Genomic DNA, 24,391 nt, shown 5'->3' with positions numbered 1-24,391 from the left:
GAGGCAGCGAGGGATGGTGCATATCGCAGTAGATATCGGTGCTTCAAGTGGTCGGCTTGTTATTGGCAAACTGAAGCAAAAAAAAATTGGAATTACAGAAATTCATCGATTTGAAAATGGGTTCTCAGCAAAAGATGGAACATTGTATTGGGACATTGACTACTTACTTAATGAAATCCTCTACGGATTACAACTTGCGAAACAAGCGGGCTATCGGGTAGAGTCTGTGGGAATCGATACATGGGCGGTCGATTATGTCCTTTTGAATAAAAAAGGGGAGCGAATGAAAGAAGTCGTCTCCTACCGAGATCATCGAACTGCTGAAACGATAGACAAAGTAACGGGACAGCTTGCTAGAGAACGAATTTATGAAAAAACAGGTATTCAGTTCCTACCGTTCAATACAATCTATCAGTTATATGAAGAAGATGAAAAAGTCATAATGGAACTCGATCAACTTTTGATGGTCCCTGATTATCTCAATTATCTACTTACAGGAAAAGCAGTAATGGAAGTAACGAACGCTTCTACGACACAGTTATTGAACATAGGCACGAGACAATTTGATCAAGATCTACTAGAAACTATTGGTCTTCGTGAAAATCAATTTGGCGAACTTATTGAACCAGGTCAACAGCTAGGTCCGCTCAAGAAAGAATGGTTTCCCGCATTCGATTTACCGGATTGCGAGGTCTATGTCGTCGCATCCCACGATACAGCTTCGGCGGTTGTCGGAACACCAGGAACTGGAGATAACTGGGCTTATTTGAGTAGTGGTACGTGGTCGCTACTCGGTGTCGAAACGGATAGCCCTGTCGTGACTAGGGAAGCTTTACAAGAAAACTATACAAATGAGTGGGGCGTGTTTAAGACTTATCGCCTGTTGAAAAATATAATGGGGATGTGGATGATTCAAGAGGTTCGTCGTCATTTGCCTGAAAAGTTATCGTATGAGGAACTCGTTGTGGAAGCTTCAAAAGTTGCTTCGTTCCAGCAGTATATTGATTTTAATGACGAACGATTTTTAAATCCAGAAAATATGATCGAAGAAATTCAAACGTATTGTCGAGAGACCAATCAACCAACTCCGATATCGGCAGGAGAATTAGCGGCTTGTGTATACAATAACTTGGCGATTATTTATACAATTGCCATCGAAGAATTAGAGAAGATGACTGAAAAGCAGATTCGTCATTTGTATGTCGTCGGTGGTGGAGCACAAAATAGGCATCTCAATCAATTAACCGCTAATTTAAGCAAAACAACTGTTTTCGCAGGATCTGCTGAATCCACAGCAATTGGAAATGTAATGATGCAAATGATTACGACAGGTAAAATAAAAGATTTAGAAGAAGGTCGGAATATCGTTCGAAGTTCTTTCCCCCTAGAAGAATTTATTCCGAAAAGTACGGATTCGAGTTTCATCATCAAAGAATTTAAGAAAATCATAAGTGAAGGGGGACGCATGGATGATTCGAAAAGCTTCGATTATGAAAGTTTATAAAGAGTGCTACAGCGAATATAAAGAGCGGCATGATCAACTATGGCCTCGAATGGAAAAAGAGATTAAAGAGCATGGTGCGCATAATTATTCCATTTTTCTCGATGAAGAATCGGGTACATTATTTGCTTATGTAGAAATTGAAAATGAGAAGCGATGGGGGAACATTGCGAATACGGATGTGTGTAAAGAGTGGTGGGCTTATATGGATCCACTTATGGAAACGAATCTTGATAACAGTCCAGTTGCCGTCGAATTAAAAGAGGTATTTCATTTAGGTTAAAATTAAAGGGGGTATTGGAATGACAATCAATGAAAATTACGCATTTGCAAAGAAGGAATATGAGCGATGGGGAATTAACGTGGAAGAGGTACTTAAAAAACTAGAAAATATACCGATATCTGTTCACTGCTGGCAAGGTGATGATATTAGTGGGTTTGAAGTGAATAAAAGTGAGTTGTCCGGTGGGATTGATGTAACTGGAAATTATCCTGGAAAAGCACGTACGCCGGAGGAATTACGGTTGGATCTGGATAAGGCACTTTCACTGATTCCTGGTAAGCACAGAGTGAATCTTCATGCAATCTATGCGGAAACAAATGGCGAAGTAGTGGATAGGGACAAACTAGAGCCAAAACATTTTGCGAACTGGGTGGAATGGGCAAAAAAGAGAGGCATTGGTTTAGATTTCAATCCAACATTGTTTTCCCATGAAAAAGCGGAAGATGGTTTGACGCTATCACATCCTAATCCAGAAATTCGGAAATTTTGGATAGACCATTGCATCGCAAGCCGAAAAATCGGGGAATATTTTGGGCGAGAGCTTGGGACACCTTGCTTAACGAATATATGGATTCCTGATGGCTATAAAGATACTCCGAGTGACAGACTGACACCAAGAAAACGTTTGAAAGAGTCGCTTGATGAAATTTTTGCGGTTGAAATTGACAAGGCATATCAAATTGATGCAGTTGAAAGTAAATTGTTTGGGATTGGGTCAGAATCATATGTTGTTGGATCACACGAATTTTATTTTGGATATGCGTTGCAAAGCGATGTGTTATGTCTATTGGATACGGGACATTTTCATCCAACAGAAACCGTTTCAAATAAAATCTCGACCATGCTTATTTTTGAAAATAAATTAGCATTGCATGTATCAAGACCTGTACGTTGGGATAGTGATCATGTCGTCACTTTTGACGATGAACTACGTGAAATTGCGCTGGAAATTGTTCGGAACGATGCGTTGGATAAAGTGATGATTGGTTTGGATTTCTTTGATGCAAGTATAAATCGTGTGGCAGCATGGACAATTGGAACGCGTAATATGATAAAATCGTTGTTATATGCATTGTTGACACCTAATGACTATTTAAAGAACTTGCAAGAAGAGGAGAATTTCACGGAACGATTAGCTTTAATGGAAGAGTTTAAAACATATCCTTTTGGTGCGATTTGGGATTACTACTGTGCCAAAATGAATGTACCTGCAAAAGAGACATGGCTTGAAAATGTGAAAACCTATGAAGCTGAAGTCCAGTCAAAACGAATCTAATAAAAAATACCGATAAACTGAACTAGGAGGTGGATTGGCCATGCTTGCAGCAGCAAGACATCAGAAAATCATAGAACTTCTCGATGTGCGTTCGACAGTTCGTGTGACAGAGTTGAGTGATATTTTTAGCGTGACAGAAGAAACAATCAGAAGAGACTTGGAAAAGTTGGAAAAGGAAAAAAAACTTTTGCGTAGTCATGGTGGGGCCATGCGTAATGAGCAACCGGACTCCGAAATCCATTTTTCCGAAAGAGAAATCCAAAATGTTGAAGCGAAAAGAGCGATTGCGGAGGAAGCAGTTAAGTATGTCGTAGAAGGAGATCGGATTATTCTAGATGCCAGTACGACAGCTTGGTATATGGCGAAAGCATTGCCTAATATTTCGATTGCGGTCATTACGAACTCCATAAAAATTGCTATCGAGCTAGGGCGAAAAGACAAAATCGAAGTGATTTCAACAGGAGGGAAATTGCTATCGAAATCATTGTCCTATGTTGGCCCTTTAGCAGAACGTTCACTAGATATGTATCATGTGAATAAAACATTTATTTCCTGTAAGGGATTCCATTTAGAAACAGGGCTTAGCGACTCCAGTGAACTTCAAGCGTTATTAAAAAAGCGCATGATTCAACACTGTGATTATGTTATTTTAATGGTTGATTCAACGAAGTTTGATACACAGGCATTTTCTTATATCGCATCAATAGGCGAAATTAATGAAGTGATTACGGATAATGGGATTACGCCAAAATCGATTCAAACAATTGAGGAAAAAAATATTAAGTTGACGATTGTGCCATGTAGAAACGAAGTGAGCGTATAAAGGCAAGGGGCTGTCCCAAAAGGGGTATTAGAGCCTGGAATGTACAAAATACAAAATGCTGAAACGTTGATTTAACAGCGTTTCAACATTTTCAAATTCAAGTGATTTTGTTGTAAAAAGGACTTATTAGACAGCCCCTTCTTTTATTTAGGAAATATGAAGCTGCAATTCGAAGTTAGTTAGATAACAACATAAGGAATATTTAATAATTTTGCGGTTTTAACAAATTGGTTGATGTTACTGCCGATGGACATAGCACAGTGGTGAGTAGGTGCTTCTTGGAACCAACGTTCATAGTAAGTGTCTGGGGCGACTGGAAATTTAACAGGTGTTTGTGTATTACCGATTTGCATTGTTTTTCCATTCGTCGAAATTCCTTCACTAATAATCAATTTGAGTTTGCCGTCTATTGTTTGTGAAAGACCGAGCATAGTAACTGGACCTATTTTCACTTGTGCCTCAACAGCGACACCACTACCTTGTTTTCCATGATAAATTCCCATCCCACGAAGGATAGGTTTTCCATCCGCAATTTTCAAGTGGAAAGGTCCGTCGTGTCCTAATAAGATGGTACCTTCAACATAATCCGTCGTGACAATTTCACAATAACTTCCACCAACGCCAAGGGTGTCGCAAATCTTCATAGCGATTGCTGTTTTTAAATCACCTTCGCCAGCACATGGAATGCCTTCAGCAGTCAAAAGCGATTGTCCAACAGTTAGGCCATTTTGCAGTTTTTCATAGTCATTCCCTGGTGCACCGTGGTAATAATAGGTAATGGCATCGAGTTGCCTTTCCTCAACGAGTTTATATTGCGCAGATGCAATTTTACATGCCCAATTCAGTTGTTCTTCGGACGGCTTTGTCGCTAGCTTTTCGGCAGGTGAATCTTCACTAATGATAAACATATCTTCAACTTGGGCTCTCTTTTGTTGGATGTCTTTATCTGTAACATCATCGATTAGTTCCGCTAGGTCACACATTTCCAACACTTCTACATGAATGCCCGTTTGTGCTTGAATCATTGTAAAATCACTATACAGATCAAGCATGCCATTATACGTATTTCCCAAAAATCCGATTTGTGCACTCGCCAAGTTTCTCTTTACTTTTGCGGCTTGTACCCATTCATTAATTTCACGCCATGCTCTTTTTGCCTCCGGACGTTCGGCAGTCGTTTCGTTTGCAAGAGAGATTTCAGGCGTGTAATCCAACCCCAACAGCCCACTAATTACATGGTAATCAATACCGGCTCGGTTGAAGGCATTTGCAAACTCAGGAACTGGACATGCCCCACATTGTGCAAGCCACTCACTAGTGTTCGTTTCTTCATAGTTAAGCTGTTCTGCTGGCTGTAAATTTAGCATAATCACTTTTGCATTGCAGCGCTGGTGAATAGGTAGAACAACGGAACTAACTGCATAGGTTGCTGCATGAAGGAATATTATATCGACATTATGCTTACTAAAATAGTCCCCTGCTGCACGTCCTTTTTCCACACTATCAATTAATCCAAAGTTAAAGACTTCAGCATCCTCGGATAGTTTACTTTCTATAAATGAACCATATTCAATTAATCTTTCTTCTAACCCCGGAAACTGCTCCCAATAAGTATTCAAGCCTGTTGAATATAAACCGATTCTTGCTTTTTTATAATTAGATTTTCTTTGCATGACTTATTCCTCCACCTTTCAAAATAATATCTTCTAAATTTACTATAAGCCTTAAACTTCATTTCTACATCCAATAATCTTGTTAAAAAATAATAGTTTCTTGTATATTTAGAAAAATTCGAAAGTTAGGTGGTTTGTTTGGAAGGAGATGTGTTAATATGAAGTCATCAGATGACCTTATGAGTAAATCATAATGCTGTTAGGGGAGTGTATAGTGGGAACGAGACGGATTCAAGCGAAAAAAATTTACGAAGAAGTGGCAGATTCACTTATCCAAATGATAAAAGATGGGGAATTAAACCCGGGAGATCGACTTGAATCTGTAGAACAGCTCGCACAAACTTTTGATGTCAGCCGTTCCGCAGTTAGAGAGGCACTGAGTGGTATGCGGGCGATGGGTTTGGTTTCGATGCGCCAAGGTGAAGGCACATTCGTCACGGAATTCGATCCATCTAACTTTACTTTGCCTGTAACGGTTGGAATGTTAATGAAAAAAGAAGACATTAAAGAATTATATGAAGTACGCAAAATTCTTGAAGTAGGTGCAGCAAGATCCGCAGCACTTTATCATCAAGATAACGATTTACTGTCGCTACAACAAGCGATTGGAGAAATGGAGAATGCTGAAAGAAGTGGGGATATAGGTGAAGAGGCTGATATGCGTTTCCATATGGCAGTTGCTGATGCAACGCATAATCAAGTCTTGATTCATTTAATGCGTTCAGTTTCAGAGGTCATGCTTACCGTATTGCGAGAAACTAGAGAAATCTTAATTCATTCAGAAAAAAAGACAGTTTCACTCATTAATGAGCACCACTTAATATATGATGCCATCAAAGAAAGGCAGCCTGACCAAGCCGAACAATATATGTTAGATCATTTGCGTAACGTTGAAAAGTCATTAGAGAAGTATATAGAATTTAGAAAATAATAGAGGTGAATCAGATGAAGGTCTCTTTATTTATTACATGTATGTGCGACATATTCTCTTCAAATGTGGGGAAAGATACGGTCGAAGTTTTGGAACGGGTAGGGTGTGAGGTTGATTTTCCAGAAGCACAAACATGTTGTGGTCAGCCGGCTTATAACAGTGGTTATTTAGAAAACACAAAAAAAACAATGAAACATATGATGAAAACATTTAAAGATGCAGAGTATGTTGTCGGACCATCAGGATCTTGCGTTGCCATGTTACGAGAGTACGAGACGATTTTTCGTGAGGATTCTGAATGGGCGGAGGAAGCTAAGAAATTAGCGGAAAAATCGTTTGAGCTGACCCAATTTCTTGTTGACGTGATGGGTGTTGTTGATGTCGGTTCTACTTTTAAAGGGAAAGTGACATACCATCCGTCTTGTCATATGACGCGTCTTTTAGGAGTAAAAGATGCACCACGTAAACTATTAGAATCCATACAAGGTGTGGAACTGGTGGACCTTCCACAAGGCGAAGATTGTTGTGGGTTTGGTGGAACTTTCTCTGTTAAGAATTCCGTTATTTCAGGGGAAATGGTGCAAGAAAAGGTAGACCATGTAGTGGAAACAGAGGCAGAGTATTTGGTCGGTGGAGATATGGCTTGCTTAATGAATATCGGTGGACGTTTGTCGAGAGAAGGGCGCAATGTTAAAGTGATCCATCTCGCTGAAATCTTAAACCATTGTTAGAAGGAGGGGAATTTGATGAGTATTCAAATTAAAAGTGGTTCATTCAATGAGCGTGTACAAGAAGGCATTGAAAATGATTTTATGCTGAACTCCGTCGCCTCCGCGCAGGGGCGTTTTAGAAGCCGGCGGGTGGATGCAGCGGAAGAATTAGGAAACTGGGAAGAGTGGCGTTCGTTGGGCGAAGAGATTCGTACACACACGTTGCAACATATCGATTTTTATCTACATCAATTAAGTGATAATCTATCCAAACGTGGTGGCCATGTATTTTTTGCCGAAACAGCAGAAGATGCGAATAACTATATTAAAGAAGTTGTGAAAAATAAACAGGCAAAAAAAATCGTGAAATCCAAATCGATGGTTACAGAGGAAATTGGTCTCAATAAAGCACTTCAAGAAGCTGGCGCAGAAGTCGTTGAAACAGATCTGGGTGAGTGGATTTTGCAATTAGATGGGGATGTTCCCTCGCATATTGTCACGCCGGCTTTGCATCTGAATAAAGATCAAATCAGGCAGTCCTTTGTTGAAAAAAGAGGCTATGATAAATCCAATTCCCCAGAGGAGTTAGGATTATTTGCTCGCGAGCAATTGCGAAAAGATTTTTTGTCGGCGGATATAGGAATTACAGGATGTAACTTTGCCGTTGCCGAATCTGGTGCAGTTACCTTTGTGACGAATGAAGGAAATGCCCGGTTGACGACATCATTACCGGATACACAAATTACGGTAATGGGAATGGAGCGCATTGTTCCTACGTGGGAAGAATTAGATGTGCTAGTTAGTTTATTAACAAGATCGGCTGTAGGACAAAAACTAACGAGCTATGTCACCGCGATTACAGGGACGCGTTTGGAAGGGGAAGTCGATGGACCTGAAGAGTATCATTTAGTCATTGTCGACAATGGTCGTTCTAAAATTCTAGGTACCGAATTTCAATCAGCGCTTCACTGTATCCGTTGTGCCGCTTGCATTAATGTTTGTCCGGTATATCGTCATATTGGTGGGCATGCATATGGCTCGATTTATCCGGGTCCGATCGGTGCAGTGCTTACGCCTTTACTAGATGGCTATGAAAAACATAAAGAACTTCCACATGCTTCTACGCTATGCGCGGCTTGTACAGATGTCTGTCCTGTGAAAATTCCACTTCATAATCAATTAATTCGCCATCGTGAAATTATGGTTGAACAAAAAAAATCCCCAGTGATAGAAAAAGTGGCAATGGACGGTTTTGTGAAATGGTCTTCCCATCCAGCAGCATACAAATTGAGCACAAAATTGGCGCGTAATGCACTTAAACCTTGGACAAAGGATGAAATGATAACGAACGGTCCAGGTCCCCTAAAGGGCTGGACAGCACAGCGTGATTTTCCGGCTCCAAGTAAACAAACGTTTCGTTCTTGGTTTAAAGAACGTCAAAAAGGAGAGGGGACGCAATGAGTATTCAAAACAGGGACACTTTTTTGGATAAATTAGCAAATAACCTTGGTAGACCTCGCATGACAGAAGGAGTCGTACGACCTACATGGAGCTTATCTCCCCAATGGGATGTTTATAAAGATTATTCTCAAGACGAACTGGTCGAAGTATTGGAAAAACAATGCAAAGTCATCCATACGCATTTTAAGCGGACGAATCAAGATGGTTTATCCAAAATGCTGAAAGAAGTAATTCAGGCGCATGAGGGGCAAAAAGTGATTGCTGCGACCGATCATCGGAATATGAAATTTGGACTAAATACAATATATGAAGAACTCCAAAACAGTGGTGTGGATGTACGACTTTGGGATGCTACTATTGGAAAGGAAAACCAGATGTTTGCTGAACAAGCTGATGTAGGCATCACATTTAGTGATATCACACTGGCAGAGTCCGGTACGGTAACTTTATTCAACGATAAAGACAATGGTCGTTCCATTAGTCTATTACCAAGGGTTCACGTTGTCATTATACCTAAAAGCACAATCGTTCCAAGAATGACACAAGCAGTGAAACAAATTCACGACGCCAGTCAACAAGGGCGGGAAGTCACGTCATGTGTAAGTTTTATTTCTGGACCAAGTAACAGCGCAGATATTGAAATGAATCTCATTGTTGGTGTGCATGGACCAGTGGAGGCAACTTATATTGTTGTGGATGATAAATAAATCAAAATAAGCAGTGAATCGGGTATGTACTCATATAAATATGGATCGATTAATTATAGCCATACCAACTGGGGCGCATGCAATACCCCAATTTGTAAGAACGCCAAATCACATGCTGTAGACTTGAATTTATTCCTGGAAATATAAGAGTCTAATGGCATAAAGGTATTTCCGATATCAGCTGTTCACCTTCAAGACTTTGCAATTTCCCTAAACCCTTCACCAAAAACGTCACGTACATCGTGAATGGCAACAAAAGCATCCGGATCTGCTACTTTGACGATTTTTTTCAAACGCACAACTTCAGGGCTGCTAATTACAATGTAAAGGATATCTTTTTTCTCCTTTGAATAGTAGCCGTGACCAGAATAGACAGTCACTCCCCGATCCATAATTTCGTTCACTTGTTGCGCAATTTTGTCTGGATTTTTGGAAATGATTGTGACAGCTTTCCGAGTGTTGAAACCTTCGATAATGAATTCCATCACTTTTGTACCGATGTACAGCATCAAAATCGTCAGCATCAGTTTTTCAGCACCGATAATAAAATAAGAAGAGAAAGCGACAATCAAGTCGAAAAATAGTAAGCCGTAGCTAATGCTCCAACCAAGATACTTATGGGTCATACTCGCAAGAATGGTAGAACCTGCTGTCGTGCCGCCGACTCGGATGATCAGGCCAATCCCAACTCCCGCAAATACACCACCAAAGATTGCATTGACAATGATTTCATCGGATGCGATACGCCAATCTGACGTTATATGTAAAAACAAAGAATTGAACAGTACAGCGATAATGGTATAGATGGTTGTGTTTTTACTTAAAAACTTATAGCCTACGACTAACAAAAGACTATTGAGGATTAAGTTCACAAGTCCTGGAGACCATTCAAATAAATAATATGCAATAATGGTTAGCCCGGTGACACCACCTTCTCCGAGGTCATTCGGAATAACAAAAAGGTTCACAGCTAATGCAAAAATAAAAGAACCTGCAATAATAAATAACAAGTCAATGATTCTTTTTTTCATAAAATCCCACCAATCTACAAGTGCACCAAGTTCTGAACACATTCAGAAATAGTTATTCATCCTATCATACACTAGTAGTAGTCCTTGTACTCATCTGGCTGCTACTAATTTGTACAGATACTTTTACTTTTTGTAATCGTCATCTTCACATTTTCACGCAATAGTCTGAAAGTATGGATTTACATGCCGATATAGAATGTAAGGAATCTAATAAATACAGATGAAGGAGGAAAAATGATGAAGATTACACCGAACCAATCTACTTTTAGAACACCTCAAATGCCAGAGTCTACTACTGTGAAACAAGATGCGGAGAAGAAAAATGAATCAACTGGTAAGCAGCCAGTGGACGAGTATATACCGTCTGACAAGGAACAAAGTGTTGCCTACACAAAGCCGACGTACAAAGCGGATATGAATACGATTGAGCGACTTAAAGCGGAGAGTAACATTGCTTATGAAAATCTGCGGAACTTAGTTCGTCAAATGCTTGAAGAACAAGGTTTGAGTTTTAAAGATGTGATGAATGGAGATAAAAAACTCGTTGTAGATGAGCAGACACGTTTGGATGCGCAGGCGGCAATCGGAGAGGGTGGGGAGTATAGCCCTGAAAAGGTTAGTGATCGCATTGTGGAGTTTGCCGAAGCTATTTCAGGAGGGGACAAAAGCAAATTTGAACTGCTGAAAAATGCGATTGAGGAAGGATTTAGTGAGGCGAAGAAAGCGTTAGGTGGGACACTTCCAGACATCTCACAAAAAACGTATGACCTCGTGATGGAGAAATTGAACAATTGGAAAGAAGAAGAGTGAAAAAGTATATAATGGACCAGAAGAACAGCATCCATTAGTCCTCTGTCATTACGCTGCAAGCTAACTAACAAAACAGTGTGTAGCAAAGGGTGCACACTGTTTTGTCTTCAAAATCATCTAATCAATCATAATTCCGTAATCGGGCCCCCATCTTTTTTATAAGATAAATACTCCAAAAATCTCTTGGCGGCAATTGTAAGGGATTTTTGCTCTCTCATCGCAATACCAATCGTTCGAAAGGCAGGAACTTCAAGCTCTTTCGCTATAATCTGATAAGGAATACGCCGTAAAATCAATTCTGGCAATATACTGATGCCTAGTCCGTTTTCCACCATAGACATAATCGCATAGTCATCCCATGTTGTAAAATGAACTTGCGGTGAAATTCCGTGCTGCTCGAATATCTCGGATATTTCTGCATTCCCTCCCTTTTCCAATAGCATAAATGGACTGTTTACTAATTCGTTGATTGGAAACTTATCGCAATTAGCAAGTGGATGGTCTTGAGGCATGACGACTAGCAAACGGTCCTGTTCTAAAAAGATCGTTTCCATTTTTGCTTTTGTTGGTAGTCGTAAAAATCCAAAATCAACACGTCCTTCGATAATCCAGTTTTCAATTTCTGTATAATCCCCTAACAGCAGTTCAAAATCAATATTGGGATAGTCCTTCTTAAAGAATTTAATCATATGAGGTAGCCAATGGGTTGCCACACTTGAAAATGTTCCAATGCGGATCATCCCAGATTGCAAATCATGTAACTCCTCGACATGCATCAGTAAAATTTCATGCTCATTACAGATTCGCTGTAACTGGGGCAGTAACTTTAAGCCATCAGATGTTAAACTGATACCTGCATGTCCTCTTTCAAAAAGCGAAACTCCCCATTCCGTTTCTAAATCGCCAATCATACGGCTAATGCCAGACTGCGTATAGTTTAATGCATCAGCAGCTCCTGTAAAGCTTCCATACTCTACCGCTTTGACAAATGCCAGATATTTTTGGATATTCATCATTTTACCTCCTGGACATTCCGTTTTATCATGCTTGTCATGACTAACATTCAATTCTGGAATACATACTTGCATGCTATGCTATTACTAAAGAAAAATCAATTTTGAACATGTAATAATCGTGCTGCGATTAAGATAAAAAATAGATCCGCGAAATAAAAGCTGTTTCGCAGATTTGAAGGAGTAGAAGATGAAAGCTAGTATACAGTTTATTTTATCAATGATTATTTTTGGGACAATTGGTTTAGTTGTCAGATACATTGATTTATCCTCAAGTGAAACAGCACTTTTCAGTAGCTCCATCGGTTGTCTCTTTTTAACAATTGTGTATATTAGTCAAAGAAATAAATTCTCTTGGAAAAAAATTAGGCAGTACGCAATTATCCTTTTTGTATCGGGGATAGCATTGGCTGGCAACTGGATTTTTCTTTATCAATCCTACGATTATACGACACTGACAAACGCTACGTTAGGGTATTATTTTGCCCCTGTTTTCGTGATGTTACTTTCACCTATCATTCTTAAAGAAAAATTGCCTATAAAAAAAGTGATATGCATTGTCGTGGCAGTTATCGGAATGATTTCCATTGTAGGGAATGGGTTTAGCGCAACTGGGACTGACGATTTACTAGGGATTACTTTTGGTATTACTGCAGCTGTCTTTTATGCTGCATTGATGTTATTAAATAAATTTATCAAAGAAATGAATCGTTTAGAAGTGACCATTATTCAATTAGGGGTAACAGCGTTAATTCTTTTACCTTATGTTCTTTTGACAGAAGGACTAAATATGCTAAGTGTATCCTCATCATCAATTCCTTTCATTTTATTTTTGGGGATTGTGAACACGGGTATTGGATTTTGGTTATTTTTCTCGGGTATGGAACATTTAAAAGGGCAAAGTATAGCCATGTTAAGCTATGTTGACCCCCTTGTGGCTATTTTAATATCAGGATTGATTTTGCAGGAGCAATTCACTTTACTACAAGTGATTGGTGGTTTACTGTTATTAGGCTCTACAATTGTTAGTGAAACAAGATTCAGAAGAACTACAGAAAAGGTGAACCGCAGTGAGTATGAATAAAAAACAAGTATTATTTATCGGGGCAGGGCGTATGGCTCAAGCCTTAATTAAAGGATTAGACAAAAACGAATTCGACATTGTTGTCGGGAACAGTGGAAATGAAGGGCGGCTACGTGAGGTGAAAGAAGCCTTTGACGTGGAAACGACCAATGACTGGTCAAACGAGATACGGAAGATGGATATCATTATTCTTGCGATGCCACCAGCATCTCATGATGACATCCTTGCAAAATTATCTGAAACGATTCGAGAGCAAGTCATCATTACAGTAGCGGCTGGAATCGATCCAACTCATCTTGAGTCCAAGCTTCCTAAGGGGACGCCTGTCGCTTGGGTTATGCCGAATACAGCGGCTAAATTAGGGAAGTCCATGACTTTGTATGCACTCGGTCAACATGTGAATCAAGAGCAACAAGAATGGATTGAGAAATTGATTTGTGGTATTGGTGAATTTGAAAAAGTGACAGAGCGGCAAATTCATGAGTTAACCGCCGTAACTGCAAGTGCCCCGGCATTTATTTATCGGCTAGCAGAAGCACTTGAACAAATAACAATAGAGTCAGGTGTCAGTGAAGCGCAAGCAAGAAAGCTAGTAGCCAACATGATTGCCGGTTCTGCAGAAATGCTAAAAACAAATGTAGCCCCTGCTGAATTGGTGGATGCGGTAGCGACTCCTGGCGGTTCAACAGCCGCTGGTTTAGAAGTATTAGATATAAACCATTTGGACCACTTAATGATTGACGCGATTGAAGCATGTCGCCAAAAGGCAATGGTGTAAGAGTAAATAGACAGATAGGGCTGTTTTGGAAATCATTCACTGATTTTCTGGACAGCCTTTTGTGTATGAAGAGATAGACTTATCACTACTGTTCCACAAACGGACCTTATTGAAGAGTGAATATATTGAAACATTCCGCCTCTTTGAAACGTATTACAAGTAGTAAGACTTTTAGAATGGAGGTGTTTTCTTGAAGAAAATTACCCTTTATAGTATTATTTTGTCTTTCGTTATTACGCTGATAGGGTGCAGTTCAAGTGTTCAACGGCATATAAAAGATTATAATGATAACGATATTGTGGCAATTGTAAGAGACAAGGAAATTACAGTAGGTGAACTACGATTTTTATATTCTGACGAAGATGTGTTAGAAAATATTGAAGGAACTATAAAACTGGAATTAATGCTTCAAGATGCTAAAAGAATGAATCTAGATGTATCTGACGACATACATTCACAAAGGGAAGCGATGCTAATGCTTCCGCTAAAAGATAAAGACGATCCAATCGGAAACTCGATAGGTAAGTTTGTTGATTCACAGGCTCAAAAATTCGGCATGAAACCTGAAGCGTATTATAAGGAGTACGTAGAAATTAGAAGTGAACAAATTGCATATATGAATGCCTATATGCAAAAAATGTTTGGTAAACCAAATGGATTCAATGAAGAAGAATTAGAGATATACAATAAAACAGCCAATGACTTCTTGAACGAATTAGTAAAGAAACATGAGACAGAAATTGAAATACGAATGAAGGAATTTTAACTACTCATTAAAGAATCGAGCGCAATTGACGGAAAGTCTAATTAGACCTTTCCTTCATCAATCAGGTCATATTGGTATCAAGTGAAAAATTTGTGGAGGAGGGTGGAAAATGAAGAGACGCTTAATAGGAATCGCATGCCTAGCAGGTATTCTTGTCGGGTGCACTGATCAGTCAAACGCAGATCAGCCCAAAGAAATTACTGAATTAAAAAATCAAATCGAGCAGATTAAGGTAGAAAATGATGCTCTGTTAAATACTCTAGCCGAGGAAAGAGAAGCGCATGAGCAATTAATGAATCAACAAGTAAATAATGATTACGCAATGATTATAGCAAAAGAAATTGAAACCTATCCACAAACGCTGTATAAGAAAACCGCTTTAGACATTGACGGAGATGATGAGGAAGAAATAATCGAGTTGTATGTGAATGCAGGAAAGTCGGAAAATGGCCTTTTTGCTTGGGACGATGGACAAAAATGGTTATTGGTAGTAAAAGACGGTGAGAAAACCTATCCACTTTTTGACGATTATGTTCAGTTAGGATCAATCGATTTTAGTATGACAACATTTGATGGAAAACCAGGGATTGTGATGCTCAAAACGCAACATTCGGATAGAACTGTTCAAAAATTCACATACGATAAGAATGAAAAAGGATATCAGAAAGAAACCGTATATAAAAAAGAAAATATGCAGAATCACTACAATCATCCTGCATCCTATGGCTTTTTCGAGGATGCCTACAACTTAATGGAAATGGCTTTTACAACTAAAACGTTAGTGGCTTTAGAGGCAAGTGAGACTACGCTGCAGGATTCTCAGGAGAGAATGACCATTATTGAGCCGATTTTAGTTGATGTTTTAAATGCTCAGGGATTGTTAGGGATCGTAGGGGAGTTGAATCAAGAGCTGAATGTTTCTTTAGATGGTGCAATTGATTTGCTTAACCAAATGGTGAATAAGCCACCAACAGCTGAGCAATTGAACCAGTTAACATCCATTCACAGTGTATTCAAAGAAATGGTAACGAGCGATTTGATCAGTGAAAAGGATAATCAGATGCATCCTGAGGTTAAGGAGAAGCTACAAGGACTTGATTTCATTCTGAATGAATAGCTGCATTAGTGTTTCTTGATGAAAATAAAATAGTGTGATTCCGGAAAGAAGGGATTAGAAATGGAAATCAAATTAGCGGAAAGTCCAATATGGAAAAGAAGTGCGATTATATGGTTTCTCTTTGCGGCATTACAATTTTGGGGTGCTGGATATTACAGTTCTTTCTTTTCTCTGATTGCAGGAATAACAGCCGCTATTGTTGGTTGGAGATTCCTGACAAGAATGCCAGACCAGACTTACTTAACTTTACAAGACGAAACATTAACGATACATCTTAGAAAGATATCCCTTGGTAAGAAAAGAATCAGATACAGTGACATAAACAAAGGTGAGGTAATCGGAAAGCAAATAATACTGTACTTAAAAAATGGGCGTACTGTTCCCCTAAGAAATGACTGGCTATCATACGATGACTTATCTAAAATCAAAAAAGAATCCATTTTGAAGATAATTTCTCAAAATGGATTCTTTACCTTCTTTAATTAGCTTCTTTTTTATCAATTACGCCTCAGCGTAATTGCGTCGGGATTTTGAATTGAGCTTGCTCAATTGACTCCCTTCAAAATCCCTGACATCCGCCGAAGGCTTTATCTGAGTTCAGCTGAGGGTTTCTGCTGAACTCAGATAAACAAAATAATCGAAATCAGCGTGTAGATTTTGACCTGATGTATCTTGGCACTGCATCCCGACGAATGCCCCGGTAAAGAATCCACCACCTTCGATATAATCATCAGACAGCTTGCGGGCTTCAAATTTTACAGGAATACTCGTCCAATTCTCCCCATCAAAAGAATAAGAATACTGGTACATCGTTGTTTTCACTTCAGCACGTAGGTAAACGTATTCGACATGATCAGGAATTACAATTTCTTCACCTTGAAGTGGTTCAGCGAATGTAAAGTTATCGCAAGTGCTCAGTTCGAGAATTCTTCCTTTCCCTTCATGCCAGGAAATCTGAAGAGACGTCCAGTTTTCTGTATTGTAGTAGTTCACTAAGCCGGCAGATTGTTGGAACGTGTCGGGATTAAAAGCTACCTTGGTTTCCGCTGTAAAATTAAAATGCTGCCAACGTCTTGCGATAAAAGCTTGAGTGAACTTTGAAGTCAGTGATTCTTTCCCATACAGGCGTAGGTGACCAGGATTATCCTTTAACGAAACAATTTTCTCACCTAATGGAATGCGCAACGATTGAAAATGAGCATTTAATGTATCTGCGTTAAAATCATCTTTTTCATCATAATCATTTTCCCATTTCACTTCTTCTATAGCAGGTCCTAAAATTTCAAGAGAAGGTCCATTGCCCCCCACAACATAAGGCCAACCGTCTTTCCATTCTAACCTTTGAATAGCCGTTTCCCGACCAAGTGGGCAATAGCCACGCACTTCTAATATCGGCTCCTGATCCTTTGGCAAAGGTCTTCCTGTTAAGTGGACTAAAAACCACTCATCCGTATGAGTTTTAACAATTGAGGCATGGCCGGATTTTTGAAGTGGATTTCTAGGATAAGGCCATGATGTAATTAAAGGATTCTCTGGATGTACTTCATAGGGGCCCCAGAGATTTTTTGAGCGTGCAATTGTAGCTGCATGATCATATTTCGTTCCACCTTCAGCGGTTAACAAGTAATAATAGTCATCGATTTTATAAATATGTGGTGCCTCGACTAATTTAAGATCCGTACCTTTAAAGATGATTTCTTTTTTGCCAATTAACTTTTGTAGTTTAGCATCAAATTCTTGTAGCACAATGCCATAAAAGCTATGTTTTTCATCACGGTGATCCCATAACATATTTGCTAAGTATTTCTTGCCATCTTCGTCATGATATAAAGATGGATCGAAGCCTGAGCTGTTTAAGTAAGTTGGCTCTGACCATTCTCCGTCAATCGTATCGGAAGTGACAAGGTAATTATGACAATCTTTCCATTTACCTTCCGTAACCTTTACATCAGTGTAGATTAGCCAAAACTTATCGTCACTATAGGATAGTTGAGGCGCCCACACACCACCTGAATTTGGATTCCCCATCATATTTAACTGACTGATTCGATTAAGAGGACGCGAAAGTAAACGCCAATTCTTCAAGTCCTTCGAGTGATAAATCCCGACACCTGGGAACCATTCGAAAGTAGAAACGGCAATATAATAGTCTTCTCCTACACGGCAAATACTTGGATCTGGATTAAAACCTGGCAAAATCGGATTCGTAATAATTGTCAATGTAATTACCCCTTTGCATATGTTTTTTAATTTTCTATTCAAATCATCGCGAAAATTAATTGAGTTACGGAAACATCAATGTATGAATAGTATTTAAACCAAGTTCCTATCTTGAATGCTAAACCTTAAAAAGTTTTCGATTGAGAAGGCAGCCATTCCCAAAGCTGTTGAGTGTGTTGATAATTCAGAAAAATTTATTTGCAAATCACTTTGTTGAAACCACAAGGCTTGATTGGTTACTCGTTTATTTAGTGATTTTGAGAGCCACTTTTGGGAAGTAGCCAATCGATTTCCAATAATAACTTGCTGTGGATTGAAGATGTTAATAATATTATTTATGCCAACACCTAAATAATCTCCAGTTTGCGCAAATAATTCAATGACCTCTTCATCGCCATTTTCAGCAAGCTCTACTAAGCTGGCTAAACAAAAATCTTCTTCAGATGGGGGAGAAAGCGTTAATTTTTTGGCGTTATTCAGTAAAGCTTTTTCCGAAGCATATAATTCCCAACATCCTTCATTCCCGCAGCGACATGGGGCACCGTCTACTTGTATGGTCATATGGCCAAGCTCGCCTGAAAACCCATTATTGCCTTTGTATAATTCACCATTTAAAATAAGTCCAACACCGATACCAATGCCCGCACTGACATAAATGATATTTTTAAAATCTTTTCCTACGCCAAACTTTTTCTCGCCGTATGCCCCTGCATTTGCTTCGTTTTCTACAATGACAGGCAAGTCGTACCTTTTTTCAATCACCGTTTTCAAATCTATATTTTCCCAGTTAAGGTTAGGCGCAAGCAATATTTCGCCATTTTTGGCGACAATCCCAGGTACTCCAATGCCGATTCCAATAATACCGTGAGGGCTTGCGGGCGCATTAGCGATGAGATAATCAATGACACTGAATAGTTTTGATTCAATATCGTTATACGTAAGATTTGTAAATGTGAGCATTTTTTCATGATGAACATTTCCATCTAAATCAGTTAAAACACCCAATAAGTAATTGACTCCTAAATCTAATCCTATGGAGTATCCAGCATCATTATTAAATAACAGCATGACTGGTCTTCTTCCACCGCTAGATTTGCCAGGACCAGATTCATAAATTAAGTGATCTTCGATTAATTCGCTCACTAATGATGAAACAGTTCCTTTATTAAGCCCGGTTTGGCTTGCGACCGTTGCTCTAGAAATAGGGGAACTATCTTTAATTTTATCAAGAATAAGTGACTTATTACCTTTTTTTACAACATGCTGATTCCAGGTTTCACTCGATTTTAATTTCACTATATCTAGTCCTTTCTCCCTTTAATTTTTGAAAAATAAAATGGCATTGAATAACAATTTCTTAGATATCTGATTGTCATGCTATAGAACAGGGGATATCTTGCCGTAACTAAAGCTGGATGTTACACGTAATCCTTTTATCAGCGATGTTATTTAGTGTACAGCATATTTAAAGAAAAAGTAGATAAGCACCATCTCTTTATATTTTATACTAAAAACTTAGTTTGTCCACTAGACGAACAACTTAAGTTTTGATATGATGAAAGCGCATCCAAAAATTGTTAGGGGGAATGAGGAATGAAAAGAAGGAATATTTTGACGACATTGATGTTAGCTTTAGTATTATCAGTTGTATTAGCAGGATGTTCAGATTCAGATTCGGGTAATTCATCTAGCGATAAAGAAGTTAAGTTTATGCATTTGTGGCCTGAAGGAAGCTCGAAGCAGCACCATGAAATTGTAACTGAAATTATTGCCGATTTTGAAAAGGAAAACGAAGGCGTAAAAATTGATGTAGAAGTGTTAAGTAATGAGCAGTACAAAGATAAGATAAAAGTTCTTTCAACTTCAAAAGAGCTTCCGGATGTGGGAATGACATGGGCAGCAGGATATTTAGAGCCTTATGTAGGTGGAAATATGTTTGCACCATTAGATGATTTAATTGAGAAAGAATTAAGTGATACATTCATTCCCGGAACAGCGGAGGCTTATGCACTGGACGGGGTCACTTATGGTCTTCCACTAGAATTGAACATAGCGACAATCTATTATAATAAAGCAATGTTTGAGGAGCGTAATCTTGAAGCACCGAAAACGTATGAAGAACTAGAAAATGTAATAAAAGTATTTAACGAAGATGGTATTCAGCCAATTGCTTTAGGGAACAAAGATGCTTGGACGGGTTCGTTGTGGTATATGTATCTTGCTGACAGAATTGGCGGCGCAAATGTTTTGAATGCAGCAATTGATAGATCTGGGACATTTGAGGACCCTGCTTTAATAGAAGCAGCAGAAAAAGTTCAAAACCTTGTGAATGAAAATGGGTTTATCAAAGGGTTTAATGGACTTACGAATGATGAAGCTAAAGGTATGTTTATGAATGAACAAGCAGCTATGTATTTAATGGGTACTTGGGAACTACCTAACTTCACAACAAATGAAGATGTTCCTCAAGAATTTAAGGATTCAATCGGCTACCTTAACTTCCCGACTGTAGATGGCAAAGGGGATATGGATAGCTTTGTTGGAGGAACTGGGGTTGGATTATTCGTCGCAGAAGATTCAGATGTAAAAGAGGAAGCTAAGAAATTCGCAGCATTTTTTGTGAAGGAATGGGGAGAGAAATCTGTTACGGATGCTGGTGTAATCTCAGCGTCTAAAATGGATATTTCATCCTTGGATCTTCCAGAAATGTATATCGACATTTTTGAAGAATTAAATTCAGCATCTAATATTACGTTGTTTGCAGACGTTCAAATGAGTCCGGGAGTAGCCCAAACACATCTAGACGCAATTCAAGCGCTCTTTGGCAATAGTATCACGCCAGAAGAATTTGCAAAATTGCATGAAGACGCACTATCGAAATAGTAAATTAGTTACGTGAGGCTTGACTTAACTTGATTCAGCAGAAGTTCAAATTCCCTGCTGATTCAAGTTAAGCCTCCGGCGGATGTTAGGGATTTTTGGGGAGTGAATTGTGCTGTGCACAATTCAAAATCCCAACACAATTACGCCGTTGCGCAATTGATCAATGAAGAGGACATATCCATCGCTTCGGAATGTCCTCTTCTACTTCATAAGATATGGGGTGAATGTAATGAATAAAGTAATGTCTAATAAGCTACATATTGCTTTGTATACCTTGCCAGCATTTTTGTTAATTACAGTATTGATATTCATCCCCCTGGTTTTGACAGGGTATTATGGATTAATGGACTGGGATGGCATTGGTGCCATGAAGTTCATCGGGTTAGAAAACTATATAAATGGAATTAAGGATTTAAAATTTTGGAGCAGTGCCTATCACTCATTTTTATTAGCAATATTTTCAACACTTAGCTTAGCGCTTTATTTGCTAGTTTCATTAATATTAGCTTCAAAAATAAAAGGTTCCGATTTGTTAAGAAAGATTTACCTCATTCCAATGCTGTTATCATCAGTTGCGATCGCACAATTATGGATTAAAGTTTATAATCCGTCAAATGGAATGTTGAATGAAATTCTTGTTAAAATCGGTATCGCCAATCCACCTGCATGGCTGGCAGAGCCTTCTATTGTGTTATTTGCAATTTTTATTCCGATTTTATGGCAATATGCTGGTTTTTACATATTAATCTACTATGCAGCGTTGAAAAACATCCCAGAGTCTATGATAGAGGCGGCTAAAATTGATGGTGCATCTGCTTTCCAAATTGCACTCAAGATAAAGCTACCTTTAATCAAAGAGGTTGTGAGTGTCACGGTTATACTGGCAATTGTTGGATCCTTGAAATACTTTGATCTAATTTATGTAATGACCGGTGGTGGACCAAACGGGGCAAGCGAGGTTATGGCATCCTATATGTATAAATTGGCATTTGCGAGTTATGATTTCGGCTATGGAAGTGCAATTGGTTTCTTATTGTTGATTATTACGATCATCGTAACGGTTATTGTTCGTAAACTCTCTACTTCTAAGGACCCAATAGAATACTAATCGTAGAAGGTGGTTAGAAAAATGAGACGTATAGGTTATTTTATTCTCTATGTATGTCTAGGAGTGGTGGCGTTATTTCAAATCCTTCCGCTAATTTGGCTCTTTATATTTTCACTGAAAAGTAATAAAGAGATATTTGCAGGCTCCCCATTTGCTTTGCCATCAGAATTCAGATGGGAAAATTATTTAAAAGTATGGGAAGGCGGAATTGGGACCTATTTCTTCAACAGTGTTTGGATTACTGGTTTGGCAATTGTCTTAACTGTGCTGTTTGCAAGTATGGCAGCTTTCGCGCTTACAAGAATGAAATGGAAGTTAAGTGGTTTTGTATTGGGGTTATTTATGGTTGGGCTCATGATTCCAATCCACTCTGCTTTAATCCCGCTTTTTAGTATGTTTCTAAGTGTAAATTTAATTGATAATCCTTTTTCGATTGTTATCACTTATACATCCTATAATTTACCAATCACAATGATGATTTTACTTGGTTTCTATTACACCTTGCCCCGTGAAATAGAAGAGGCGGCAATTATAGATGGTGCTTCTATTCATCGCTTGTTTTTCAGAATCATTCTTCCGATGACAACACCGGTTATGTCTACGACTGTCGTCATTAACATGATTTATAACTGGAATGAGTTTGTATTTGTCAATACGTTTATCAGTTCGGAAAGATATAAAACACTAACAGTTGGGATCCAAAACTTTATCGGACAATATATGACAGATTGGGGCGCAATTGGAGCGACACTCATTATTAGTGTATTGCCGATTATTATTGCATTCATCTTCTTTAGTAATAAAGTTGTTGAAGGGATTTCTGCTAGTGCAGTGAAGGGATAAAATCACAAGAAAAAATCAGGAGGTACTACTAATGACTTATTTTTCAAACGTTAATAAAATTAAATTTGAAGGTTCTTCATCAACAAATCCATTTGCATTTAAATTTTACAATCCTGAGGAAAAAATCGGCAATCAAACGATGGAGGAAATCTTGCGCTACGGTGTGTCATACTGGCATACATTCACGATGGATGGCTCAGATCCATTTGGGGCTGGAACTATGATGCGTCCATGGGATAAATTCAGTGGCATGGATTTGGCTAAGGCGCGTGTCGATGCTTCTTTCGAATTTTATGAAAAATTGGATGTTCCATTTTTCTGTTTTCATGATATCGATATTGCACCAGAAGGAGCTAATTTAAGAGAGTCTAATCAAAACTTAGATGTGATTGTGAGTATGATTAAGGATTATATGAAGGATAGTAAAGCGAAGCTCCTTTGGAATACTGCAAATAACTTTACGCATCCACGTTTTGTCCATGGTGCAGCAACATCGAGTCACGCAGATGTCTTTGCCTATTCTGCGGCTAAAGTGAAAAAGGGCTTAGAGATTGGTAAAGAGCTTGGTGCTGAAAACTATGTGTTCTGGGGTGGCCGTGAAGGCTATGAAACACTGTTAAATACAAATATGAAGCTTGAATTAGATAATTTAGCTCGTTTTTATACGATGGCGATTGATTATGCAAAAGAGATTGGCTTTGATGCGCAATTCTTAATCGAGCCTAAACCAAAAGAGCCAACAACGCATCAATATGATTATGATGTAGCGACTGCGCATGCATTCTTGCAAAATTATGGTCTTGAGAATCACTTCAAGTTTAATATTGAAGCAAATCACGCAACACTTGCTGGCCATACATTTGAACATGAACTTCATTATGCACGCATTCACAATATGTTGGGGTCTGTTGATGCCAACCAAGGTGATCCGCTGATTGGCTGGGATACAGATGAGTTCCCGACCGATTTATGGTCAACGACACTTGCGATGTATGAAATTCTTAAAAATGGTGGACTCGGTAGAGGTGGACTAAACTTCGATGCGAAAGTAAGAAGGGGTTCATTTGAGGCAGAGGATTTATTCCATGCGCATATTGCTGGAATGGATGCGTTTGCAGTTGGGTTAAGAGTGGCACAAAATTTAATAGATGATAAGGTACTAGAAAATATAGTGGAAGATCGCTATCAGACATTTACAAATGGTGTAGGTCTCGATATTGTCCAAGGGAAAACAGATTTTCATAAGCTAGAGGCGCACGCACTCGGTTTAACAGATATTAAGCAGTCATCTGGTCGCTTAGAACAAATTAAAGCAACCATCAATCAATATTTATTGAAGGCTTTCGCTGATTAATTGGTCTGGGGGTGTTGCT

Annotated in this window: 23 protein-coding genes; 18 read left to right on the top strand and 5 right to left on the bottom strand. The window is 38.8% G+C overall.

Translation table 11 applies throughout. The features are described 5' to 3' along the window. Positions 1-13 precede the first annotated feature (13 nt). From rhaB to MKZ10_RS16575, 4 genes are read left to right on the top strand one after another with little or no spacing between them, the layout of a single operon-like run. The gene (gene rhaB, locus MKZ10_RS16590; RefSeq protein ID WP_342506050.1) at positions 14-1,504 is read left to right on the top strand and encodes a rhamnulokinase; all 1,491 of its coding nucleotides are present in this window, start codon (positions 14-16) and stop codon (positions 1,502-1,504) included. Next, positions 1,470-1,784: an L-rhamnose mutarotase gene (rhaM, locus tag MKZ10_RS16585; protein WP_342506048.1), complete on the top strand. Its 315-nt coding sequence runs from the start codon at positions 1,470-1,472 to the stop codon at positions 1,782-1,784. Before rhaB ends, rhaM begins: the two co-directional genes overlap by 35 nt. 19 nt (positions 1,785-1,803) lie before the next feature. Beyond that, positions 1,804-3,060: an L-rhamnose isomerase gene (gene rhaA / locus MKZ10_RS16580; protein ID WP_342506046.1), complete on the top strand. Its 1,257-nt coding sequence runs from the start codon at positions 1,804-1,806 to the stop codon at positions 3,058-3,060. Positions 3,061-3,100: 40 nt separating this feature from the next. Then, a complete protein-coding gene (locus MKZ10_RS16575) occupies positions 3,101-3,883 on the top strand; it encodes a DeoR/GlpR family DNA-binding transcription regulator (protein ID WP_342506044.1) in 783 nt (260 codons plus the stop codon). Positions 3,884-4,062: 179 nt separating this feature from the next. On the opposite strand, the gene MKZ10_RS16570 is transcribed toward MKZ10_RS16575, so the two are convergent. Beyond that, the gene (locus tag MKZ10_RS16570; protein WP_342506041.1) at positions 4,063-5,556 is read right to left on the bottom strand and encodes an L-fucose/L-arabinose isomerase family protein; all 1,494 of its coding nucleotides are present in this window, start codon (positions 5,554-5,556) and stop codon (positions 4,063-4,065) included. A gap of 214 nt (positions 5,557-5,770) precedes the next feature. Between MKZ10_RS16570 and MKZ10_RS16565 the strand changes: the two genes are divergently transcribed. The 4 genes from MKZ10_RS16565 to MKZ10_RS16550 are packed head-to-tail and all read left to right on the top strand — an operon-like array spanning position 5,771 to position 9,365. Beyond that, the gene (locus MKZ10_RS16565) at positions 5,771-6,487 is read left to right on the top strand and encodes a FadR/GntR family transcriptional regulator (protein WP_342506040.1); all 717 of its coding nucleotides are present in this window, start codon (positions 5,771-5,773) and stop codon (positions 6,485-6,487) included. 14 nt (positions 6,488-6,501) lie between these two features. Further along, positions 6,502-7,218 (top strand): (Fe-S)-binding protein, encoded by a 717-nt coding sequence (locus tag MKZ10_RS16560; RefSeq protein WP_342506038.1) that lies wholly within the window; start codon positions 6,502-6,504, stop codon positions 7,216-7,218. Between the two features lie 15 nt (positions 7,219-7,233). Beyond that, positions 7,234-8,658 (top strand): LutB/LldF family L-lactate oxidation iron-sulfur protein, encoded by a 1,425-nt coding sequence (locus tag MKZ10_RS16555; protein WP_342506036.1) that lies wholly within the window; start codon positions 7,234-7,236, stop codon positions 8,656-8,658. After that, positions 8,655-9,365, top strand: a complete 711-nt coding sequence (locus MKZ10_RS16550; RefSeq protein WP_342506034.1) for a lactate utilization protein C — start codon at positions 8,655-8,657, stop codon at positions 9,363-9,365. Before MKZ10_RS16555 ends, MKZ10_RS16550 begins: the two co-directional genes overlap by 4 nt. A gap of 191 nt (positions 9,366-9,556) precedes the next feature. Here the strand turns inward: MKZ10_RS16550 and MKZ10_RS16545 are convergent, their stop codons facing one another. Continuing rightward, the gene (locus MKZ10_RS16545) at positions 9,557-10,396 is read right to left on the bottom strand and encodes a YitT family protein (RefSeq protein WP_342506032.1); all 840 of its coding nucleotides are present in this window, start codon (positions 10,394-10,396) and stop codon (positions 9,557-9,559) included. Between the two features lie 234 nt (positions 10,397-10,630). On the opposite strand from MKZ10_RS16545, the gene MKZ10_RS16540 reads away from it, so the two are divergent. Next, positions 10,631-11,206: a hypothetical protein gene (locus MKZ10_RS16540; protein ID WP_342506030.1), complete on the top strand. Its 576-nt coding sequence runs from the start codon at positions 10,631-10,633 to the stop codon at positions 11,204-11,206. A 125-nt stretch (positions 11,207-11,331) separates the two neighbouring features. Here the strand turns inward: MKZ10_RS16540 and MKZ10_RS16535 are convergent, their stop codons facing one another. Then, positions 11,332-12,219: a LysR family transcriptional regulator gene (locus MKZ10_RS16535; RefSeq protein WP_342510259.1), complete on the bottom strand. Its 888-nt coding sequence runs from the start codon at positions 12,217-12,219 to the stop codon at positions 11,332-11,334. Between the two features lie 190 nt (positions 12,220-12,409). Between MKZ10_RS16535 and MKZ10_RS16530 the strand changes: the two genes are divergently transcribed. The 5 genes from MKZ10_RS16530 to MKZ10_RS16510 all read left to right on the top strand — a co-directional run bounded on the left by MKZ10_RS16530 (position 12,410) and on the right by MKZ10_RS16510 (position 16,450). Next, positions 12,410-13,303, top strand: a complete 894-nt coding sequence (locus MKZ10_RS16530; RefSeq protein WP_342506028.1) for a DMT family transporter — start codon at positions 12,410-12,412, stop codon at positions 13,301-13,303. Next, entirely contained in the window at positions 13,290-14,081 is a 792-nt protein-coding gene (gene proC, locus MKZ10_RS16525) for a pyrroline-5-carboxylate reductase (protein WP_342506026.1), read from the top strand. Before MKZ10_RS16530 ends, proC begins: the two co-directional genes overlap by 14 nt. A gap of 190 nt (positions 14,082-14,271) precedes the next feature. Further along, a complete protein-coding gene (locus MKZ10_RS16520) occupies positions 14,272-14,847 on the top strand; it encodes a hypothetical protein (RefSeq protein WP_342506025.1) in 576 nt (191 codons plus the stop codon). Positions 14,848-14,956: 109 nt separating this feature from the next. Beyond that, positions 14,957-15,964: a hypothetical protein gene (locus tag MKZ10_RS16515; RefSeq protein ID WP_342506023.1), complete on the top strand. Its 1,008-nt coding sequence runs from the start codon at positions 14,957-14,959 to the stop codon at positions 15,962-15,964. A gap of 60 nt (positions 15,965-16,024) precedes the next feature. Beyond that, complete coding sequence (locus tag MKZ10_RS16510) at positions 16,025-16,450, top strand: hypothetical protein (protein ID WP_342506021.1); 426 nt, start codon at positions 16,025-16,027, stop codon at positions 16,448-16,450. 111 nt (positions 16,451-16,561) lie between these two features. On the opposite strand, the gene MKZ10_RS16505 is transcribed toward MKZ10_RS16510, so the two are convergent. After that, positions 16,562-18,184: a glycoside hydrolase family 43 protein gene (locus MKZ10_RS16505; protein WP_342506019.1), complete on the bottom strand. Its 1,623-nt coding sequence runs from the start codon at positions 18,182-18,184 to the stop codon at positions 16,562-16,564. Between the two features lie 93 nt (positions 18,185-18,277). Further along, on the bottom strand, positions 18,278-19,480 hold the full coding sequence (locus tag MKZ10_RS16500) for an ROK family protein (protein WP_342506017.1): 1,203 nt from the start codon (positions 19,478-19,480) through the stop codon (positions 18,278-18,280). A 297-nt stretch (positions 19,481-19,777) separates the two neighbouring features. Between MKZ10_RS16500 and MKZ10_RS16495 the strand changes: the two genes are divergently transcribed. From MKZ10_RS16495 to xylA, 4 genes are all read left to right on the top strand, one after another. Continuing rightward, positions 19,778-21,067, top strand: coding sequence for an extracellular solute-binding protein (locus MKZ10_RS16495; RefSeq protein WP_342506015.1), 1,290 nt, complete (start codon positions 19,778-19,780; stop codon positions 21,065-21,067). Between the two features lie 229 nt (positions 21,068-21,296). Beyond that, on the top strand, positions 21,297-22,175 hold the full coding sequence (locus tag MKZ10_RS16490; RefSeq protein WP_342506013.1) for a sugar ABC transporter permease: 879 nt from the start codon (positions 21,297-21,299) through the stop codon (positions 22,173-22,175). Positions 22,176-22,196: 21 nt separating this feature from the next. Further along, positions 22,197-23,018: a carbohydrate ABC transporter permease gene (locus MKZ10_RS16485; RefSeq protein ID WP_342506012.1), complete on the top strand. Its 822-nt coding sequence runs from the start codon at positions 22,197-22,199 to the stop codon at positions 23,016-23,018. Positions 23,019-23,049: 31 nt separating this feature from the next. Beyond that, positions 23,050-24,372, top strand: a complete 1,323-nt coding sequence (gene xylA, locus MKZ10_RS16480) for a xylose isomerase (protein ID WP_342506011.1) — start codon at positions 23,050-23,052, stop codon at positions 24,370-24,372. The last annotated feature ends 19 nt before the right edge of the window (positions 24,373-24,391 follow it).

Origin of the sequence: Sporosarcina sp. FSL K6-2383 (genome assembly GCF_038618305.1) — a bacterium.
Taxonomy (GTDB): domain Bacteria; phylum Bacillota; class Bacilli; order Bacillales_A; family Planococcaceae; genus Sporosarcina.
Note: the sequence above shows the minus strand (reverse complement) of the source record. Positions and strands in the feature narration are given on the sequence as shown.

What these genes read in the sequence shown, in the direction of transcription:
- MKZ10_RS16540 (WP_342506030.1), top strand. Translation starts at nt 10,631, where the DNA reads ATGATGAAGATTACACCGAACCAATCTACTTTTAGAACACCTCAAATG.
- MKZ10_RS16570 (WP_342506041.1), bottom strand. Translation starts at nt 5,556, where the DNA reads ATGCAAAGAAAATCTAATTATAAAAAAGCAAGAATCGGTTTATATTCA.
- MKZ10_RS16510 (WP_342506021.1), top strand. Translation starts at nt 16,025, where the DNA reads ATGGAAATCAAATTAGCGGAAAGTCCAATATGGAAAAGAAGTGCGATT.
- rhaM (WP_342506048.1), top strand. Translation starts at nt 1,470, where the DNA reads ATGATTCGAAAAGCTTCGATTATGAAAGTTTATAAAGAGTGCTACAGC.
- xylA (WP_342506011.1), top strand. Translation starts at nt 23,050, where the DNA reads ATGACTTATTTTTCAAACGTTAATAAAATTAAATTTGAAGGTTCTTCA.
- MKZ10_RS16555 (WP_342506036.1), top strand. Translation starts at nt 7,234, where the DNA reads ATGAGTATTCAAATTAAAAGTGGTTCATTCAATGAGCGTGTACAAGAA.
- MKZ10_RS16515 (WP_342506023.1), top strand. Translation starts at nt 14,957, where the DNA reads ATGAAGAGACGCTTAATAGGAATCGCATGCCTAGCAGGTATTCTTGTC.
- MKZ10_RS16495 (WP_342506015.1), top strand. Translation starts at nt 19,778, where the DNA reads ATGAAAAGAAGGAATATTTTGACGACATTGATGTTAGCTTTAGTATTA.
- rhaB (WP_342506050.1), top strand. Translation starts at nt 14, where the DNA reads ATGGTGCATATCGCAGTAGATATCGGTGCTTCAAGTGGTCGGCTTGTT.
- rhaA (WP_342506046.1), top strand. Translation starts at nt 1,804, where the DNA reads ATGACAATCAATGAAAATTACGCATTTGCAAAGAAGGAATATGAGCGA.
- MKZ10_RS16545 (WP_342506032.1), bottom strand. Translation starts at nt 10,396, where the DNA reads ATGAAAAAAAGAATCATTGACTTGTTATTTATTATTGCAGGTTCTTTT.
- MKZ10_RS16575 (WP_342506044.1), top strand. Translation starts at nt 3,101, where the DNA reads ATGCTTGCAGCAGCAAGACATCAGAAAATCATAGAACTTCTCGATGTG.
- MKZ10_RS16490 (WP_342506013.1), top strand. Translation starts at nt 21,297, where the DNA reads ATGAATAAAGTAATGTCTAATAAGCTACATATTGCTTTGTATACCTTG.
- MKZ10_RS16485 (WP_342506012.1), top strand. Translation starts at nt 22,197, where the DNA reads ATGAGACGTATAGGTTATTTTATTCTCTATGTATGTCTAGGAGTGGTG.
- MKZ10_RS16550 (WP_342506034.1), top strand. Translation starts at nt 8,655, where the DNA reads ATGAGTATTCAAAACAGGGACACTTTTTTGGATAAATTAGCAAATAAC.
- MKZ10_RS16530 (WP_342506028.1), top strand. Translation starts at nt 12,410, where the DNA reads ATGAAAGCTAGTATACAGTTTATTTTATCAATGATTATTTTTGGGACA.
- MKZ10_RS16535 (WP_342510259.1), bottom strand. Translation starts at nt 12,219, where the DNA reads ATGAATATCCAAAAATATCTGGCATTTGTCAAAGCGGTAGAGTATGGA.
- MKZ10_RS16560 (WP_342506038.1), top strand. Translation starts at nt 6,502, where the DNA reads ATGAAGGTCTCTTTATTTATTACATGTATGTGCGACATATTCTCTTCA.